Here is a 12,124-nt window from a genome sequence, read left to right on the forward strand (position 1 = left end):
GCGCAGGTGTCGATCGGGCCAAACCCTTACATCGTCTGCGGAACTCTAGGACTGCGGATACGATCTCGAACGAGTATGAAAAACCGAGCACTTGCCGCGGTCGTCGGCGTCGCCCTCTTTGTGGCGAGCCTCTGGGCGCTCCTCGACCTCGCAAACCTGGTCTCTGTCAGCACCCTGGGGTCACCCGAGGTCCTGCTGATGCTCGTCCCCAGCGGTCTCGCCATCGGGTTCGCCCTGCTGGTGTGGCTGTACTGGTGACGGGTCGCATCGGTCAGTGCGTCCGCAGCGGCCGCGCCCGAATCGCTGCGGCCCCGAATCTCTTTGTGGTTCGCCCGACAGGAACCGAGCGATGGCAGCGCCCACAATCCGAACGACCCACGTCGGGAGTCTCCCGCGATCCGATCGACTCCGCGCCCTCCTGACTGAGTCCGGGGACCGCGACGAGCAGGCATTCGAGGCGGCCGTCGCCGAGTCGATTCGCGAGGTGGTGCGCCGGCAGGCCGAGGTCGGCATCGACGTCGGAAACGACGGCGAACAGAGCCGCATCGCCTACTCGGTGGACGTCACGAACCGACTCTCGGGCTTCGGCGAGGGGACCGTCGAGCGCGCGTGGCCCGCCGATCTCGACGACTTCCCGGCGTACGCCGAAGAACTCCTCGGCGACACGGAGAACATCGGCGGGCCGGTCGCCACGGGACCGATGGAGTACGTGGGCGAGGAGGCACTCCGGCGGGATCTCGCGCGGTTCGACGAGGCGGTCGACGCCGAGGGCGTGGCATTCCCCGCGCGGTTCCACACCGCGCCGTCACCCGGCGCAGTCCTCCGATTCACTGAAACCGAACATCACGACTCTCTCTCGGAGTACATCTTCGATCTCGCGGGCGCACTCCAAACTGAGTACGAACTGATCGCCGAGACGGGGGCGATTCTCCAGATCGACGCCCCGGACCTCCTCGCCGGGTTCACGCTGACGTACAAGGACGACTCGGTCGCCGACTTCCGCGAGCGGGCGCGAACGCACGTCGAAGCGCTCAACGAGGCCGTCTCCAACGTCCCCGACGAGCAGATCCGACTGCACGCCTGCTGGGGGAACTACCCGGGGCCACATCACCACGACGTCGCGCTCGAAGACGTGATCGACGTCTTCTACGAAGCCGACATCGGGGGATTGGTCGTCGAGGGCGCGAACCCGCGACACCAACACGAGTACCGGACGTTCGAGGAGCATCCGCTCCCCGACGGCTGGCGGCTGATCCCGGGCGTGATCGACGTGAAGACGAACGTCGTCGAACATCCCGAAGCCGTCGCCGACCGCCTCGAACGGTTCGCCGACGCGGTCGGCGACCCCGAACGGATCGTCGCGGGCGCTGACTGCGGCTTCGAGACGGTCGTCGAGGGCGCGAACGCGGTCCACCCCTCTATCGCCTGGAAGAAACTCGAAGCGCTCGTCGACGGCGCGGAACTGGCGTCCGAGCGGTTGGCCTGACTTCGGTGGCCCGACGACAGGGGCGGTGTGACAACGAATAGTATGAGAACGAATATATTGTTCCCTGATTGCGGTTTCAGTATGAGCCCTCCACTCGAACGCCCCATCGTCCGGTACGGAATGGGATTCAGTAGCGCCGCCGTCCTTACGTTCGTCGCTGTTACGTTTCTCGATGGGACGACGCAGTTACTCGTCCTCGGCCTCGCCGTGCTCGAAATTCTGGTCGTGCCGCAGATCCTGAAGCGGGCGCAGACCGCGTAGGGTGGAATCGAAACGAGAGACTGCGAACCGCTCGGTCACCCCAAGAAGTCAATCACCCAGTTCGCGGCGCTAATCACGACTAACGCCCCGCCTTCGAGACGCGAGAGGACCTCGTTCGACCAGAAGAACGCGGTCGCAACGACTGTGAGCCCAAACAGCCACAGCGTCGTGTCGACGGCCGTTCCGACGACCGATAGCGGGCGGACGATCGCTGCTAGACCGAGCACCCCGAGGAGGTTGAAGATGGAACTGCCGACGAGGTTGCCGGCCGAGAGACCGGCCTGTCCGCGCCGTGCCGCCGCGACCGACGTCGCAAACTCTGGGGCGGACGTGCCGGCAGCGACGATCGTCACGCCGATCACCCACTCGGAGACGCCGGCGAACCGCGCCAACGCGGCGGCCGAAGAGACGAGAACGTGCGCCGAGACGACGATGCCGGCGAGGCCGGCGACCGCACGGAGGGGATCGAGCCACCAGGACCCGCTCGCGTCGCTCGCAGTGCTCTGTTTCAGCTGCTCGCTTCCGGTGCGTACGAGCACTGCGAGGTACCCCCCGAGAAGGATCACGAGAAGCACACCTTCGAGTTGCGAGAGCCGAAGGTCGCTGAGGAACACCAAAGCGATCCCCGTCGCCCCGATCAACGAGAGGCCGTCCCGACGAACGAGCGCCGTCGAGACCGGCAGGGCGCGGATGAGCGCGACCCCGCCGAGGATGAATCCGAGGTTGAAGATGTTCGACCCGACGACGTTGCCGACGGAGATGTTCGACTTCTCCGTGAGCGCCGCGTCGAGCGTGACGGCGAACTCGGGTGCTGAGGTCCCGAACGCGACGACGGTCAGTCCCACCAGCAGGCCCGAAAGACCCAGGCGGCGAGCCACGCCGCCCGCGCCCGCGACGAACTGACCTGCACTGACGGCTAATCCGACGACGGCGACCGCGACGAGGACGGCGTTCGTTGCAGCCGATGCGAGAGCCATCACCGGGAGGTCGTCGGACGGAGGGAAATATCCGTAGGTCTCGATGCGCCCCGTGATAGTCATCCGACGGCGTGTGATCGCTCATCTGATCTGTCGAAGACGCGCAGCAACACAGACTGCAGGACGCTTATTTGATTCGGGAGTGGACCATCGCCGTATGTCAGACGAAAAGCGCTGTCCGGACTGTGAGGAACCGCTCACGCAGATGAAACTGCAAGGTTCCAACGCGGTGGGAACGCCGACGATCGTCTCACAGGAGCCGACAGAGGGGTTCCTCAGCAGCATCCGGTCTGACGAGATCCTCACGCCGGTTCCGTACGTCTGCCCCCAGTGTCGCCGGACGCTGTTCTACGCCGAGGAGTAAACGCCGCACATCCCAAGCCGAGAATACCACACGCCGCGTACTGCACGTCGCGGGCCGAACCGCCACACGCCGCTTACTGCACGTCGGCGTCGTCGAGTGGCCGAACGTCGATCCCGTCGGGGTCCGCACGGACCCGCACGCCGTGGTATTGGAACGACACGTGTGCGCGAGTGTCGTCTCTATCTGCGCTGTCCACGCTCGGGTCGAGAATGCGGTTCAACGCGTCGGGATCGACGACCTCGTGCAGCGGCGGCATCTCGGATATCTCGGAGTCCGTCGCCGTGGCGACGGCGTCGGCGATCGCCGCACTCGGTCGTCCGTTCTGGTCCCACTCGAAGTGGACTGTCTCGTCCTCCGCGATCGACGAGTCGGGTGGCCGTGAATCGTTACTGACCATCAGAAACACGAGTCCTTGCTACGATACGATCGCGAACAGTCCCGAAAAACGTCGTCTGATCCCCACTGTAGCCCGTCACTACCCGATCAACAACAGTATTGCACATAATTGTTTGTGTATCTCTCGAAGTTACACCGCGGATTTCGTGTGCGGCGTCTCCCGTTTTTGTCAGTTCGACGGCGTGTCGGTGGCCGTCTGCGTCGTCGCCTGATCTTTGGCTTGCTGGAACGTCTCTGCCGGCAGCAGGCCGTTCACCATCTCGAACGAGAGCGCGTCGATGAGCGCCGTCGCGGGGCCGGAGACTAGGAGGACGCTGAACTGCTCGATCGAGTCTTCGATCGTCAGGCCCGATTCAGCGGCCTGCTCCTCGAAGGAACTCACCGCCGCCGAGCGGAGTTCCGACTGGGCCGTGCGGAACTGCTCTTGTGCCTCCGTCTGAGAGATGTTGCCCGATTCGAGTTGCGATCGGATCTCGTCTTCCCGCTGCTGCAGTTGCTCTTGGTCGGGCTGGACCGCGACGGTAACCGTCGCCCCCGACCCGGTGGTCCCGGTCGTCTCGCCGTCTGTCTGCTGTGCGTTGCACCCCGCCAGAGAGAGCGCGGACCGGTTCCTGCGATTTCGAGGAATCGGCGGCGGCCAGTGTCGAATTCCATTCCCCTAGATATTTGCGGAGATTCGGATAACCGTGGCGAAGTCCCACGGGCGACGTGGGAGCGTGAACGGATCACACTCTCGGGCCTGCTCACAATCACTAGTTGGGCGTCGTCACTCCCTCCGCGGGGCCGCCAGCAGACAAATGGTCGAACTCGCCCGTCGGAATCGTGCCGTCCGTCCAGGCCAGTCGTCCCTCGGTCTCGACGTCGAGTCCATCGTACGCGCCGAAGCGCTCGGACTCGGCGTCGACGAACGCGGCCAGTTCGCCGCTTTCGGCGGTTGCGGCGTCGACGTAGGTGTTCGCGAACGTCAGGTGGGTCGTCTCCTGGCCGAACCGCCACGCTTTGAGCTGGCCGGTTATCTCGTCCGCTCGGAAACCACGCATCGTCGACCCGTCTGTCGCCTCCGGGTAGCACCACAGCGCGTGGGGCGCGTCGACGGTGCTGAACACCGAGGCGACGTACTCGTTGCCGTCGGCGTACTGGCTCGTCTCCGACGTCGTCGCGTCGATAATCGCTTTTGCGTAGTCGATGCCGTCGCCCTCCCGCATCGGCGACACCGACATAAACGCGTCCGGCGAGACGGCGTAGCCGTAGTCCGTGCCGTAGAGGTCGAATCCCTTGTAGCGCTCCGGTTCCGGCCAGGGCGTCGGCGTCGCCGTCGTCGGTGTGCGCGTCGTCGCTGGAGTCGCCGACGAGCCGTCACTGGTAATCTGCTCGCCGACGACCTCCGGATCGAACGATCCGAGAGCCAACTCCATCACGTGGTCGATCTGTACCGTCGCCGCGACGTGGGCGGCGTCGACGAACTCGCCGGAGACGGGCCGCAGCATCTGATTTTCGAGTCGATCGTAGGCGTCCGGATGGATGACGTCCCGATACGAACGAATCGCTGCCACGTCGAAGTATCGCACGCCGTACCCATCCGACAGCGGAGTCGTCGTCGGGTCCGGCAGCCACTGCCTGTACTCCTCCGGAGCCTCACCGGCCTGCGTCGCTGCCGTGGTCGACGTACTGGCTGAGGTCTTGTCAGGACCCGTTTCCGTGGGTGTTGACTGTCCGCCGAGACATCCGGCAGCCGACGCGAGCGTCCCGCTACCGAGTGCTACTCCGAGGGTGTTGAGGAGGGTGCGTCGTGATCGGGGCACACCGGTGCTCGTCGGAGAACTGGAATAAGCTTTCTTCAGTCAGCTCACAGTCACGACGGGGCGCTACGCAGTGGTAAGACAACGGACCGGGCACTCGCGGTCCCTGGTCACGACGGAGGAATACGAATGGACTCGCCGGGATTTGAACCCGGGGCCTCTCCCATGCCAAGGGAGTGATCTACCCCTGATCTACGAGCCCTCGAACGCATCTTCCCGTATTCCGCTTTCGTTCTTAAGGGCTTCGACTTGCGGGGCATCGACGCCGGGTCGCAATCCTTTTGTCGCCGACACGGATGAGTTCAGACGGGAACAGCACGGCCGCAAATCTGACTCGCCGCGCTCGTCGCGGCTTGGGATTGCGGAAGTGCGACGCTGCCGACGCCGTCGGCACGTCACATCGCGTATTCTGCGGTCTGTGCCGTTCCAACCAGAAAACAATGGCACGAATGCACACCCGCCGCCGTGGCTCGTCCGGTTCGGACAAGCCGGTGGCAGACGAACCCCCGGAGTGGAGTGACGTCGACGCCGAAGACGTCGAAGCGCGCGTCGTCGAACTTGCAGAGCAGGGTCACGAACCCAGCCAGATCGGTCTCAAGCTCCGCGACGAAGGCGTCAAGGGCGTTCCGATCCCCGACGTCAAGCTCGCGACCGGCAAGAAGGTCACTACGATCCTCGACGAGAACGACGCGGCCCCGGAGCTCCCCGAGGACCTTCGGAACCTGATGGAGCGCGCCGTGCGCCTCCGTCGCCACGTCAACGAGAACCAGCAGGACATGCAGAACAAGCGTGCCCTGCAGAACACCGAGTCCAAGATCCGTCGGCTCGTCGACTACTACCGTGGCGACGCGCTCGACGAGGACTTCACGTACACCTTCGACGTCGCCGTCGAACTCCTCGAAGAGTAACCTCCACACATCGTACCGATGGCCTCCCGATCCGACGCCGGCACGTCCGCGGACGCCCCCACCGAGAGCGTGGCGTCTGCGCTGTCGGCGGCGGCGTTCGTCCGCGTCGTCTGTCACGCCGACGGCGACGCGCTCGCGGCCGCTGGCCTCCTCGCTCGCGGCCTCCGAAGCGCCGACGTGCCGTTCCAGGTGCGCGTGGCGTCGCTCGACGCCGCCGCGCCGGCAGCGGACGACGGCGTCTTCGTCGCTGTCGGGACGGAACACCCCGACGCGGACGTGACGATCAGGTCCACCGATGGTCCCGTCAGCCGCCGCGCGTACGACGTCGCGATCGCGCTCGGTCGTGACGACGGCGCCCGCGACGACGTGGTCGCATCCGACGTGACGCTGGCGCTTGCCGGCGTCGCCGCCGCCGGAGCACATCCCGGCTCGGTCGCCGGATCGCTCGTCGAGGCTGCCGACGGAATGGGCGCGATCGAGCGCCGCCCCGGCGTGGCGATCCCCGTCGACGACGTTGTCGACGGCCTGACCCACTCGACGCTGCTCCGCGCGCCGTTCTCCGGCGACGTGGACGCCGTCGAGTCGGCGCTTGCCTCGCTGGCGGAGCCGACAGCGTCCGATGCGGAGACACGGCGATCGATCGCCTCGCTCGTCGCATTTACAGTCGCGGGCGACGACGCCGCGACGCCGCGAGCCGCGACAGCAGTCGAACGGGCGCTTCGCCCGTACGCGACGCCCGACGGCCCGATGGCGACGCTCGGCGGCTTCGCCGACGTGTTACACGCCGTCGCCGTCGAGCGCCCTGGCACCGGCGTCGCGCTCTCGCTCGGACACGGCGGCCGCGAGGCCGCGCTCGACGCGTGGCGCACGCACGGCACAGCCGTTCACCGAGCGATCGACGACGGTCACACCGGCCGCTACGACGGCGTGTTCGTCGTCCGCGGCGACGTCGGCGGCAATCCCGACGCCCGCGACGACAGCACGACGCCGGGGCGACTGGCGACGGTCGCGCGACTCGTTCGCGACTTCCGATCGCCTGAACCGCTCGTCGTCGCGCTCGACGACGGGGTGGCCGCGCTGTCGGCTCGTGAGACGGGTGCCGCGGACGCTGCCGCGGCGCTCGCTTCGGAGTTCACCTCGGCGGACGCGGCGTGGACCGGCGACGCAACGCGCGCGACCGCTCGTTTCGACGCGGACGCGGCAGACGCAGACGTCATTGCCGCGATCAGGGAGGCAGTGCGATGAGTAGCGACGTGGACCGCTCCACGGGGGAGGCACCGAGATGACGAACGCAAACGATTCGGACGCGACGCGCGAGTGTGCGTCGCGGACGGCCCGCCTGCGGACGACGCACGCCGACGCCGAGACGGTGGCGGCGGCGATCCGTCCGGACAACACCGACTCGATGGAGATGGTCGTCGAGGGCGAGACGCTCGTGACGACGATCACCCGCGAGACGACCGGCGGGCTGCAGTCCACGGTGGACGACACCGTGGTCAACCTGACGGTGGCAGACGCCATCGTCGACACGACCCAGACATACTATGAGTGAACGATCAGTTTCGAAGCAGAAGCGCGGAAAGCGATGGTACACCCTCATCGCGCCGGAGCAGTTCGACCGCACCGAACTCGGCTCGACCTTCGCGGACGAGCCCGAGAAGGTCTACGGACGGACCGTCGAGGTAACCCTCGGCGACATCACCGGCGATCAGGGTGAAAACAACACGAAGCTCACCTTCAAGGTGAACGACGTCTCAAGCGACGCGGCCTACACCGAGTTCATCAAGCACGAACTCGCACGCGACTACGTTCGCAGCCTCGTTCGCCGCGGCGCCTCGAAGGTCGACGTCGCGATCACGGTGCTGACGACGGACGACTACCGCGTCCAGCTCCAGCCCGTCGCCTTCACGACGAAGAAGGCCGACCGCAGCCAGGAGAAGGCGATTCGGCGCGTGATGATCGATCTCGTCGAGGAAGCCGCCTCCGAACGGACCTTCGCCGAACTCATCGACAGCGTCATCGAAGGACGGCTGTCCTCTGCGATCTACGGCGACGCGAAGACCATCTACCCGCTCCGCCGGGTCGAGGTCCAGAAGCTAACCCTCGAAGCGCGACCCGAAGAGGTCGCCGCCGAGGAAGAAGCCGCCGTCGACGTCGACGAAGAAGACGTCGCAGTCGACGAGTAACGCGGTTTTTCAGGCGACTTTCCGTTTCTTTTTCGCCCGCGAGCCGACGGCTCGCGCGTCGGTCACGGCCCCGGAAAAACTCCCAGACGCCTACTCTTCGACGGTAATGGTCCCGACCATCCCCGCCTGCTCGTGTGGGATGCAGAAGTACAGGTACTCGCCGGGCACCTCGAACGTGTGGGACCACGCCTCGCCGCTGTCGATGACGCCGCCGAATTCCTCGCGGAACCCTTTCTCGGCCGCCTTCGTCGTCTCGTAGTCCCCGCTGGCGAAGAACTCTGCGTCCTCGGGAATCCGGTCGTCGTATGCGGTGACCGTGTGCCCGCGCGAACTCGTGTTCTGCCAGACGACGGTGTCGCCGGGCGAGATGGTGAACGTCGGCGGGTCGAACGCGACCGCGGTCATTCCGATGTCGTACTCGCCCGCTGCGCCCGCAGAACATCCCGCGAGGCTCGTCGCCGCTGCCGCGCCGAGTCCGGCGAGCACGCGCCGACGGGAGACGCCCTCGTCCCCCGGCGCTCTCGTTCCTCTCATACTCCGGTTTCAGGGAGCGAGCGCTAAATGTGGCCCGGTCCGGACGGATGTGGCCGCAACCGCGCGGACGTTCCTGTCTCCGAACGTATACGACCGGATCCGGATGTAAAGAGGTAAACCGATCCTCCGAGTCGGCCGAGGTATGAAGCCGCGGTTCGTCGGTCGGCTGGGCCTCGCCGACGCGGTGACGGTCTCGAACGCCGCGCTCGGGTTCGTCGCCGCCGTCGCGACGACAGTCGACGTCGAACTCGCGGCCCGGATTCTCCTGCTCGCGGCCATCGCCGACGCACTGGACGGCGTCGTCGCTCGTCGCCGCGGCGGGACGGCAGTCGGCCCGTATCTCGATTCGCTGGCAGACGTCGCGTCCTTCGGCGTCGCGCCCGCGCTCTTGGTCGCGATGACGGTGGCGGGGTCGTGGGGGCTCGGCGAGCCCAGGGGCCTCCTCGCGCTCGTCGGAACGGCGCTCTTCGTCGCGGCCGCGGTGACGCGGCTGGGACTCTACACCGCCTACGACAGCGACGCAGCCGAGACCGAAGGCGTCCAGACGACGCTCGCGGCGACGATCCTTGGAGCGACCGTCCTCGCCGGGTTCACGAGTCCGATCGTGCTCGTGCCGATGGTCTATCTGCTCGCGGCGCTGATGCTCGCGCCGATCACGTATCCCGACCTGCACGCGCAGGATGCGCTCGTGATGGGCGTCGTGCAGGCGGCGGCGATCCTGCTCTGTGGACCGACGGGGCGGCGATTCGTCGGGTCCCTCGGCGAGGGGTTCGCCTATGGATTACTGTTCCTCTCGCTCGCCTATCTGGTGCTCGGGCCACGGTTCTACTGGCGACGTGACTGACTCCGCGACAGTCGGAGACTCGGTTCGAGCCGGCTCACATCCCCATATCGTCGGCGTCGTCGGGAACCGGAAGGTCGTGCGGCGAGACGCCGAGTAGCTCTGCGGCGTGATCGAGCGCCATATCGAACCCGTAGTAGCGTTCGAGTTCGTCGCCGTCCGCGCTGGGGCGGACCTTCAGCATCGCGTAGCCCTCGATGTTCTGTGCGATAGCAGCCGTCTTGCCACCGGATTCGAACGTCAGCACTCGCTCGGTCTCGGTCTCTCGATAGCGCGCGGTGATTCCGTTCGCCGTCGCCTCCGTAGTCGACATACCCGCCCTTGGGAGGCGGGGAAGTCGAACCTACCGGTTCGGGTCCGCCCCGTGGGCGAGCGATCCAGACGGGTCAGAAGTGTCTCGGTGAGAGTCGAATCCGGCAGCCCGGAAACGAAAGTGTCGTGTCCGCGCGAACCGATCTGCCGACGATGTCGAGGTGGCTCCAGAGCGGGCGGCGGCGAGACCTGTGTGCGCTGCTCTACGAAGCGGGGACGCTCCGCGGACAGAAACTGAAGACGGCGCTCGAACGACACTACGACGTGCGGCTCGATCCACAGTCGTTCTACGGGACGCTCGACGCCCTCGTCGACCGAGGGCTCATCGAGCGCGAAACGCAGGGAATTCACGACGTCTATCGTCTCACCGACGCCGGCGTCGAGGGCGTCGAATCGCACTTCGCCTGGCTCTCGGCCCGGGTCGACGGGCATTCGGACACGGCTCGCAACTGTGGCTCTGGGGAGTGATTTTATGACAGCCGTCGTCCGAGTAGCTATCAGATGTCCGGCGATAGTTCAGTCTCCAGCGGCTCTCAGGTTCTCGACGGAATGCTCGGTGGGGGATACCCGACGAATCGGTCGACGCTTCTCACTGGTGGTCCCGGAAGCGGCAAATCGACGCTCTCGATGCAGTTTCTCCAGGCTGGCCTCGACGCCGGCGAGGACTGTCTCTTCATCAGTACCGAGCAGACTATCGGCGAACTGCGCCAGTCCTTCGCGGACTTCGAGTTCGATCTTCACCACGAGAACCTCTCGATCACGTCGATTCACGCCGGCGCGGGCCGGACGATCGAGGGCGGAGAAGACGATCTGACGCTGCAGACGCTGACCGAAGACGAGGACGGCGAGATCCTCTCACAGGGGTTCAATCCACCGTTCACCGGCGAGTACATCCGGCAGTATCTCGAACGGTTCGCGCCGGTCGACCGCGTCGTCCTCGACAGCGTCTCCGGGCTCTCGGTCATCACCGACAGCCCCCAGCGCTTCCGGCGCTCCGTGCTGGATCTGATCCGCTTTTTCTCCGACGAGTTCCAGGCGACGAGCCTGTTCACCGCCGAGCGCACCGGCGATAACGAGGCGACGAGCGCACTCCGGTTCACCACCCACGGCGTCGTCGAACTCACCCAGCGGAACGTCGAGGACGACCCGCATCACTTCCTCCGCATCGCGAAGATGCGCGGCGTCGACCACGACCGTCGGGAGATGGAAGTCGAGTTCGGGTCGGCGGGTCTCCGGATCGCGCCGAAGCGCCGGTCGCAACCCCCCGAACTGAAAGATCACAGGCACCGCCCGATCGGCATCGACGGCCTCGACGCACTCGCCGGCGGCGGCCTCGTCCGCGGGACCGGCGTCCTGCTCGAACACGACGGGCGTGCGAACCTGACGGCGCTCTTCAGCGTGCTCCTGAAGCACGGCCTCGAAACCGACGACCGAGTCGTCCTCGTACCGACGATCGAACTCCGGGAGAACCGGACCGCCCAGTTGCTCGACGGGCAGGGCTACGACATCGAGCACGTACTCGAAACGGGACAGCTCGCGGTCGTCGATCTCGTCGGGACGTGGAACGGCGACCAGCCGAACGTCTTCACGCCCGAACACGACCACGAGACGGTGATGAACCTCCTCGCCCGACTCTACGACGACGTCGAGGGAACGATCTACTCGCTCGTGAACGCCGACGCGATGGTCCACACTCTCGGCCCGGCGGACGCGCGACGGGTCCGCTACTTCGAGGAGTCCGAACTCCTCGATCCCGACAGCGCGCTGTGTCACGTACTGAATCCGAACACCGTCGAGGACCGCATCGCCGCCTTCTACCGCGACTCCGCGGAACAGACACTGGATACGTGGGTCGGCGACGCTGGCCTGCAGTACATCGCGCTCCGGAAGTCACCGTGCGGCTTCGTCGGCACCACGTCGCTCGTCGAGTACGTCGAGGAGCCACCGTACGTCCGTGTGCAACACCCGCCGCAGAGGCGCGAGAACCCCTACGCCGAGGCGAATCCGTACGCTGCCGGTGACGACCGGACGGAGTAACGGCGGCATACCGTTCGGCAAAC

General features: G+C 66.1%; 17 protein-coding genes and 1 tRNA gene. 11 read left to right on the top strand and 7 right to left on the bottom strand.

The features are described from left to right. Positions 1-75: 75 nt before the first annotated feature. The 3 genes from RBH22_RS02750 (at position 76) to RBH22_RS02760 (ending at position 1,747) form a co-directional block, all read left to right on the top strand. The gene (locus RBH22_RS02750) at positions 76-258 is read left to right on the top strand and encodes a hypothetical protein (RefSeq protein WP_121568221.1); all 183 of its coding nucleotides are present in this window, start codon (positions 76-78) and stop codon (positions 256-258) included. Between the two features lie 91 nt (positions 259-349). Beyond that, positions 350-1,486 carry a cobalamin-independent methionine synthase II family protein gene (locus RBH22_RS02755; RefSeq protein ID WP_306676462.1) on the top strand — a complete coding sequence of 379 codons (1,137 nt, stop codon included), beginning with the start codon at positions 350-352 and terminating at the stop codon, positions 1,484-1,486. An 81-nt stretch (positions 1,487-1,567) separates the two neighbouring features. Further along, positions 1,568-1,747 (top strand): hypothetical protein, encoded by a 180-nt coding sequence (locus RBH22_RS02760; protein ID WP_256288156.1) that lies wholly within the window; start codon positions 1,568-1,570, stop codon positions 1,745-1,747. Positions 1,748-1,782: 35 nt separating this feature from the next. Here RBH22_RS02760 and RBH22_RS02765 read toward each other — a convergent pair whose 3' ends face one another. Then, the gene (locus RBH22_RS02765; protein WP_306676463.1) at positions 1,783-2,724 is read right to left on the bottom strand and encodes a calcium/sodium antiporter; all 942 of its coding nucleotides are present in this window, start codon (positions 2,722-2,724) and stop codon (positions 1,783-1,785) included. Positions 2,725-2,881: 157 nt separating this feature from the next. Between RBH22_RS02765 and RBH22_RS02770 the strand changes: the two genes are divergently transcribed. Beyond that, the gene (locus tag RBH22_RS02770; protein ID WP_121568224.1) at positions 2,882-3,088 is read left to right on the top strand and encodes a hypothetical protein; all 207 of its coding nucleotides are present in this window, start codon (positions 2,882-2,884) and stop codon (positions 3,086-3,088) included. A 73-nt stretch (positions 3,089-3,161) separates the two neighbouring features. Here RBH22_RS02770 and RBH22_RS02775 read toward each other — a convergent pair whose 3' ends face one another. From RBH22_RS02775 to RBH22_RS02790, 4 genes are all read right to left on the bottom strand, one after another. Beyond that, positions 3,162-3,485 carry a HalOD1 output domain-containing protein gene (locus RBH22_RS02775; protein ID WP_306676465.1) on the bottom strand — a complete coding sequence of 108 codons (324 nt, stop codon included), beginning with the start codon at positions 3,483-3,485 and terminating at the stop codon, positions 3,162-3,164. A gap of 168 nt (positions 3,486-3,653) precedes the next feature. Beyond that, positions 3,654-3,866: a hypothetical protein gene (locus tag RBH22_RS02780; RefSeq protein ID WP_306676467.1), complete on the bottom strand. Its 213-nt coding sequence runs from the start codon at positions 3,864-3,866 to the stop codon at positions 3,654-3,656. Positions 3,867-4,236: 370 nt separating this feature from the next. After that, on the bottom strand, positions 4,237-5,286 hold the full coding sequence (locus RBH22_RS02785; RefSeq protein WP_306676468.1) for a hypothetical protein: 1,050 nt from the start codon (positions 5,284-5,286) through the stop codon (positions 4,237-4,239). 127 nt (positions 5,287-5,413) lie between these two features. Then, positions 5,414-5,485, bottom strand: a tRNA-Ala gene (locus RBH22_RS02790). 238 nt (positions 5,486-5,723) lie between these two features. On the opposite strand from RBH22_RS02790, the gene RBH22_RS02795 reads away from it, so the two are divergent. Genes RBH22_RS02795 through RBH22_RS02810 form a run of 4 tightly spaced genes read left to right on the top strand, consistent with a single transcriptional unit; the run spans position 5,724 to position 8,377 of the window. After that, entirely contained in the window at positions 5,724-6,191 is a 468-nt protein-coding gene (locus tag RBH22_RS02795) for a 30S ribosomal protein S15 (RefSeq protein WP_121568228.1), read from the top strand. An 18-nt stretch (positions 6,192-6,209) separates the two neighbouring features. Beyond that, positions 6,210-7,436, top strand: coding sequence for a hypothetical protein (locus RBH22_RS02800; RefSeq protein WP_306676470.1), 1,227 nt, complete (start codon positions 6,210-6,212; stop codon positions 7,434-7,436). Positions 7,437-7,473: 37 nt separating this feature from the next. Beyond that, positions 7,474-7,743, top strand: coding sequence for a KEOPS complex subunit Pcc1 (locus RBH22_RS02805; RefSeq protein ID WP_256288162.1), 270 nt, complete (start codon positions 7,474-7,476; stop codon positions 7,741-7,743). Beyond that, positions 7,736-8,377: a 30S ribosomal protein S3ae gene (locus RBH22_RS02810; protein WP_121568231.1), complete on the top strand. Its 642-nt coding sequence runs from the start codon at positions 7,736-7,738 to the stop codon at positions 8,375-8,377. The genes RBH22_RS02805 and RBH22_RS02810 overlap by 8 nt, the downstream gene beginning before the upstream one ends. Positions 8,378-8,467: 90 nt before the next feature. Here the strand turns inward: RBH22_RS02810 and RBH22_RS02815 are convergent, their stop codons facing one another. Next, complete coding sequence (locus tag RBH22_RS02815; RefSeq protein ID WP_256288163.1) at positions 8,468-8,911, bottom strand: plastocyanin/azurin family copper-binding protein; 444 nt, start codon at positions 8,909-8,911, stop codon at positions 8,468-8,470. Between the two features lie 142 nt (positions 8,912-9,053). Between RBH22_RS02815 and RBH22_RS02820 the strand changes: the two genes are divergently transcribed. Beyond that, positions 9,054-9,755 carry a protein sorting system archaetidylserine synthase gene (locus RBH22_RS02820; protein WP_121568233.1) on the top strand — a complete coding sequence of 234 codons (702 nt, stop codon included), beginning with the start codon at positions 9,054-9,056 and terminating at the stop codon, positions 9,753-9,755. Positions 9,756-9,789: 34 nt separating this feature from the next. Here RBH22_RS02820 and RBH22_RS02825 read toward each other — a convergent pair whose 3' ends face one another. After that, on the bottom strand, positions 9,790-10,065 hold the full coding sequence (locus RBH22_RS02825; protein ID WP_121568234.1) for a hypothetical protein: 276 nt from the start codon (positions 10,063-10,065) through the stop codon (positions 9,790-9,792). Positions 10,066-10,217: 152 nt separating this feature from the next. On the opposite strand from RBH22_RS02825, the gene RBH22_RS02830 reads away from it, so the two are divergent. Beyond that, the gene (locus RBH22_RS02830; RefSeq protein WP_256288165.1) at positions 10,218-10,532 is read left to right on the top strand and encodes a PadR family transcriptional regulator; all 315 of its coding nucleotides are present in this window, start codon (positions 10,218-10,220) and stop codon (positions 10,530-10,532) included. A 33-nt stretch (positions 10,533-10,565) separates the two neighbouring features. After that, entirely contained in the window at positions 10,566-12,101 is a 1,536-nt protein-coding gene (locus tag RBH22_RS02835) for an ATPase domain-containing protein (protein ID WP_306676471.1), read from the top strand. The last annotated feature ends 23 nt before the right edge of the window (positions 12,102-12,124 follow it).

Source organism: Halobellus sp. H-GB7, from assembly GCF_030848585.1.
Classification (GTDB): domain Archaea; phylum Halobacteriota; class Halobacteria; order Halobacteriales; family Haloferacaceae; genus Haloquadratum; species Haloquadratum inordinatus.

Excerpts from the sequence above, each read along its gene's own strand:
- RBH22_RS02825 (WP_121568234.1), bottom strand. The coding sequence starts at position 10,065 with ATGTCGACTACGGAGGCGACGGCGAACGGAATCACCGCGCGCTATCGA.
- RBH22_RS02765 (WP_306676463.1), bottom strand. The coding sequence starts at position 2,724 with ATGGCTCTCGCATCGGCTGCAACGAACGCCGTCCTCGTCGCGGTCGCC.
- RBH22_RS02815 (WP_256288163.1), bottom strand. The coding sequence starts at position 8,911 with ATGAGAGGAACGAGAGCGCCGGGGGACGAGGGCGTCTCCCGTCGGCGC.
- RBH22_RS02760 (WP_256288156.1), top strand. The coding sequence starts at position 1,568 with ATGAGCCCTCCACTCGAACGCCCCATCGTCCGGTACGGAATGGGATTC.
- RBH22_RS02835 (WP_306676471.1), top strand. The coding sequence starts at position 10,566 with ATGTCCGGCGATAGTTCAGTCTCCAGCGGCTCTCAGGTTCTCGACGGA.
- RBH22_RS02795 (WP_121568228.1), top strand. The coding sequence starts at position 5,724 with ATGGCACGAATGCACACCCGCCGCCGTGGCTCGTCCGGTTCGGACAAG.
- RBH22_RS02800 (WP_306676470.1), top strand. The coding sequence starts at position 6,210 with ATGGCCTCCCGATCCGACGCCGGCACGTCCGCGGACGCCCCCACCGAG.
- RBH22_RS02770 (WP_121568224.1), top strand. The coding sequence starts at position 2,882 with ATGTCAGACGAAAAGCGCTGTCCGGACTGTGAGGAACCGCTCACGCAG.
- RBH22_RS02750 (WP_121568221.1), top strand. The coding sequence starts at position 76 with ATGAAAAACCGAGCACTTGCCGCGGTCGTCGGCGTCGCCCTCTTTGTG.
- RBH22_RS02810 (WP_121568231.1), top strand. The coding sequence starts at position 7,736 with ATGAGTGAACGATCAGTTTCGAAGCAGAAGCGCGGAAAGCGATGGTAC.
- RBH22_RS02805 (WP_256288162.1), top strand. The coding sequence starts at position 7,474 with ATGACGAACGCAAACGATTCGGACGCGACGCGCGAGTGTGCGTCGCGG.
- RBH22_RS02775 (WP_306676465.1), bottom strand. The coding sequence starts at position 3,485 with ATGGTCAGTAACGATTCACGGCCACCCGACTCGTCGATCGCGGAGGAC.
- RBH22_RS02755 (WP_306676462.1), top strand. The coding sequence starts at position 350 with ATGGCAGCGCCCACAATCCGAACGACCCACGTCGGGAGTCTCCCGCGA.
- RBH22_RS02830 (WP_256288165.1), top strand. The coding sequence starts at position 10,218 with ATGTCGAGGTGGCTCCAGAGCGGGCGGCGGCGAGACCTGTGTGCGCTG.
- RBH22_RS02820 (WP_121568233.1), top strand. The coding sequence starts at position 9,054 with ATGAAGCCGCGGTTCGTCGGTCGGCTGGGCCTCGCCGACGCGGTGACG.